Here is a 4,108-nt window from a genome sequence, read left to right as displayed (position 1 = left end):
GCGCGGCTTGGGCGCCGGCAGCAAGGGTTCGATTTCGGCCCACAGGTCATCGGGCAGCAACGGCTTGGCCATGGCTATCCTCCGTCAATGTGTGCATGATCTCGACGCCTCTGACAATGCGAACGGCTTTGTGTTAGAGCCTCTTAAAGAAAGAGATTCTGATTTTATCGAAACCTATCGGTCAGGGCATTACCCGCACCGTCAGGGGCGAGAGGTTGTACTGCGCAGCCAAGACTTTGGTCGGCAACGTCGAGGCCTGCAGCTCAAGACGAATCGCCGGGGTGGTGCCGGCATTTTTGTGCAAACGGATCTCCATCGACGATAAGGCTCCCGGGCTGTGGACAGTTGCGCGAGCGGTGGTTTCGTGAATCAGAAGCTCAAGCACCTCGCGGGCTCGGAACAAAGGATAGCTTCGACGGGGAACATGATCTCGCGGGACGTGACAGCTACGCACCAGGCGCGACGTAGCGAAGCAGCAATCCGCTGGTGTGTGGACAGGGGGGGGCGGTAGCTTGGTCTGCGATACGCTGCGCGACCTTCGCACGGAAGTCCGGCTCGAAGACAGTCGTGAACCGATCGTAGACCTGCCGGGCGGTCACCTTCCAAGGGCTGACGCCGATGTCGCCGTTACTGTTGATGGTGAGATTGGGAATGCCCTGTAGATTCACGTACCGGAAGCCTCGGACCTCCAACTCAGCCCGACGCTTCATTGCCATCGGGATCCGGCGGGGGCTGAGACTGAACTTCAAATCGACTTGGGGACTAGTACCGTTTGTGGCCAATTCTTCCAGCATCGCGTCGAAGGTGGAGTCCTCCAATATATGCCCCATCTCGGCCGCTCCCCGGCCGACCGCCTGGAATTCGAACAGGCTGATGAGCCTGGCGCCGCGCCCGGCGAAGGTTTCGATCATCTCCCGGAGATGGCCGGCGTTGGCGCGGTGAAGGGTCGTCCGCACCGTGAAGGGAACCCCGTCCGCTGACAGCCTCGCCATGGCGCGGAACACGGGGGTGAGCTTGGTCGGACGCAGAACGCTCTGTAACTCATCCGTATGTCCTTCGATCGAGATGCGCAGTTCGCCCAGCGCGCGCAGGATGTCCGGCCGAACCTTGATCGGCACGGTACCGCTGGTGGTGAGCGTCAGGGCCTTGAGAGCAGCCGGAGAGAGCGCGGCCAGTATGTCGTCAATGTCGGGCCGCAGGAACAGCTCACCGCCTTCGAGGTGAAGGTCGGCGTCAAAGCACTGGCACAGCCACGAAATGATGGAAATGCAATCGTCTGTCGACAGAATCGATCCGGGAGATTCGCCTAGCTTGAGCGCCTCATAATAGCAGTGCGTGCAGCTCAGGTTGCACGACGGCGTCAAATACATATGTATGCCTAGCGCCTTCATGCGGATACCCCTATATTGGCAAGGTCCTTGGTCATTTTATACTTCATATTGTCCGAAGTAGGGTTCAACCCATCCCCTTACATGTTGCATCCTGAGGTTCCCCCCGAATTTCGTCCCCCAAGGATTGAAGTAGACTGACGATCAACGCTTGGATGGCACGATGCAGAAGATCCCGAAGCGGGTATACACGCTGGAGTTCAAGGAGCAGGCGGTCAAGCGGGTGCAGTCGGGGCGCAGTATCACCTCGGTGGCGCGCGAGATGGGTTTGGTGGAGCAGACGGTACGCAACTGGGTGCGGCGCAGCGAGGCGGGGAAGCTGGAGTCGAGCGCGGGCAAGGCGGTGACGCCCGAGGAGATGGAGCTGTCGCGGCTGCGCGCCGAGGTTGCCGAGCTTCGCGAGGAGAACACGATCCTGCGAAAAGCGACGGCGTACTTTGCGAAGGATGCGCTGTGAAGCACGCCTGGATCGATGCGCATCGCGGCGCGTGCGGCCTACGTCGGCTGTGCGCGCTGCTGGGCGTGAGTGTGAGCGGCTATCGGGCCTGGGCAGCGCGGCGGCCAGCGCCAAGGGCTGAGTGACGCACAGCTGACGTTACTGCTGCAGGCCATCCACGCCGAGACCGGTGGCACCTACGGCAGTCCGCGGATGGTGCGGGCGCTGCGCGCCCGTGGCCTGAGCGCGAGCAAGGCGCGTGTGGAGCGGCTGATGCGTGCGCACGGCCTACGCGGCCGTCATCGGCGTCGCGATCGCGTCACGACCGACTCGAGCCACCGTCTTCCCGTCGCCGAGAATCTGCTCGCCCGGGACTTCCGGCCCAGCGCCCCGAATCAGGTATGGATCGCCGATATCACCGATCTCTGAACCGATGAGGGCTGGTTCTATCTGGCCGTCGTCCTCGACCTGTTCAACCGCGAGGTCGTCGGCTGGTCGATGTGCATACGCATGGGTGCCGAGACTGCACTCGACACTCGGCTATCGTTCTCCCGTCGAGTTCATGCAACAGTGGGAGGGCGAGACAGCGCCGCGACCAGACGGTCGCATGAGACCAACCCCTTGGGAGGCGAAAAAACAGGCGAACCTCACTGGCCACCACACGCTTCGACTCCGCCCTGAGTCTGGAGCAGACCATCTCCCGCTACGTCCAGGTCTGCAACCAGCACATCCTCCAGAAAGCGCTCAGGCACATCGCCTCGATCCAAGCGCTCAAGGAGTGGGCACAGAAACGGCCTGAGTTATTCAATAAGCGGGTATAAAATCTCAGGGGACTTGACACGTAGCAAAGGCACGACTGATGAGACGCCTGCGGGACATGCGTGACTACGGCATCGGAGGAACCCCCCTGCACTGGGCGCGCGATTTCTGCCCGCAAGGTCAGCTTGCCCTTAAACTCGAGCAGTTCAACGCCACCGGGAGCATCAAGGCCAGGACCGCATACTATCTGCTGTCGGACATGATCCGACGAGGCCAAATCGAGCCGGGGTGTCGGATTGTCGAATCGACATCGGGAAATCTGGGCCTGGCGCTTGCGGCACTGGTGCCGGACATCGGGGTGGGTGTGACTTGCCTGGTCGATCCTACGGTGCTGGAACGCAAGGTCGACAGGCTGCGAGCGTGCGGAGCGGAGGTGCGCATCGTCGAGCGTGGCGTGCATCCTGACCATCGGTCTGCCCGCATTGCTGAAGCCGAACGTCTGGGCCGCCAACCCGGCTGGCTGTGGCTCAACCAGTACGCCAACGAAGCCGGAATGCTGGCACACGAAGAGACGACCGGACCGGAAATCCTTCGGGCGCTGGACGGGCGGGTAGATGTGGTCGTGGCCCCCGTCGGCACGAGCGGAACCCTTTTGGGCATTGCACGGGCGCTGAAAGCGCACCGCCCGGACATCAGGATGATAGCGGTCGAGCCCGCGGGGTCGACCATCTTCGGAGGTCGTCCGGGCAGCTACTTGTCCGCGGGGGCTGGGCTGCATAGACCGTCTCCGCTTCTGCTCCGACATGCCCATTACGTCGATGGCTTCAGCAAAGTCGACGATGAAACTGCGATCCAAACCTGCTTGGCGGTTGCCGAACGGGAACCCTGCTCCATCGGGATCACCGCAGGGGCCGCCGTGGCTGTGGCCGCACATATCGCCACCGGGAATCACGACCAGATTGTCGTCGCCATCGTTCCTGATGCCGCGGACAACTACGAGCAGATCCAAAGCCTCCCGGCGCCCTCGGCCAGGCCAGAGATAGCGGTGGCGGTCACCGATGCCGGCGAATGGCATCGGCATCTGTCCCTTGCTTGCCGGTTTGCTCCCCGATGACCGGCCGGTCGACGGCGGAAACCCGGCTTCCGCTTGCCGAGGCGCTACTACTACTACAGCCGCACATTTTTTGTGTTGTGATATGTAGACTCAACGGCTTTGTTTTCAAACAACATGAAGTACAGCGAGGTCTCTGGCTGGGAGACGGAACTGGGCGCGATCCATCAACGCCTGGCGGCGTGTTTTCGTCGTCCTGAGCCGCGCGCCCGAGCGCGGGGTTATCTGCAAGGGCTGCTGACGACAGTGCCACGCAAGAACGGTTGGCAGCTGGCCGAAACCTTGGGCGAGCGGCGTCCGGATGAGGTGCAGCGGTTGCTTACGTTTTGTACGAAAACCCTGCTTGATACACTGACCTCGTTCTTGCAGGAGAAGAGGCCAGATGTCGAGACGTTACGAACTCCCAGAAGAGGC

At 61.8% G+C, this 4,108-nt stretch carries 2 protein-coding genes and 4 pseudogenes; 4 read left to right on the top strand and 2 right to left on the bottom strand.

Annotated elements, in window-relative coordinates:
• Window positions 1-193 precede the first annotated feature (193 nt).
• Window positions 194-316 (bottom strand): annotated as a pseudogene (locus EDC29_RS17580) (IS481 family transposase); the annotation flags it as partial.
• Window positions 317-446: 130 nt separating this feature from the next.
• Window positions 447-1,391, bottom strand: a complete 945-nt coding sequence (locus EDC29_RS17145; protein ID WP_132230691.1) for a radical SAM protein — start codon at window positions 1,389-1,391, stop codon at window positions 447-449.
• 160 nt (window positions 1,392-1,551) lie between these two features.
• On the opposite strand from EDC29_RS17145, the pseudogene EDC29_RS17750 reads away from it, so the two are divergent.
• The 4 genes and pseudogenes from EDC29_RS17750 to EDC29_RS17410 form a co-directional block, all read left to right on the top strand.
• Window positions 1,552-2,358, top strand: a pseudogene (locus EDC29_RS17750) (IS3 family transposase); the annotation flags it as partial.
• Window positions 2,359-2,453: 95 nt separating this feature from the next.
• A pseudogene (locus tag EDC29_RS17570) lies at window positions 2,454-2,645 on the top strand (IS481 family transposase); the annotation flags it as partial.
• Between the two features lie 56 nt (window positions 2,646-2,701).
• Window positions 2,702-3,697, top strand: a complete 996-nt coding sequence (locus tag EDC29_RS17125) for a PLP-dependent cysteine synthase family protein (protein WP_165913567.1) — start codon at window positions 2,702-2,704, stop codon at window positions 3,695-3,697.
• A 114-nt stretch (window positions 3,698-3,811) separates the two neighbouring features.
• Window positions 3,812-4,108, top strand: a pseudogene (locus tag EDC29_RS17410) (IS701 family transposase); the annotation flags it as partial.

The sequence above is a fragment of the Marichromatium gracile genome (assembly GCF_004343155.1).
Classification (GTDB): Bacteria; Pseudomonadota; Gammaproteobacteria; order Chromatiales; family Chromatiaceae; genus Marichromatium; species Marichromatium gracile.
Note: the sequence above shows the minus strand (reverse complement) of the source record. Positions and strands in the feature narration are given on the sequence as shown.

Coding starts and splice junctions, on each gene's coding strand:
- EDC29_RS17125 (WP_165913567.1), top strand. CDS start 2,702: ATGCGTGACTACGGCATCGGAGGAACCCCCCTGCACTGGGCGCGCGAT.
- EDC29_RS17145 (WP_132230691.1), bottom strand. CDS start 1,391: ATGAAGGCGCTAGGCATACATATGTATTTGACGCCGTCGTGCAACCTG.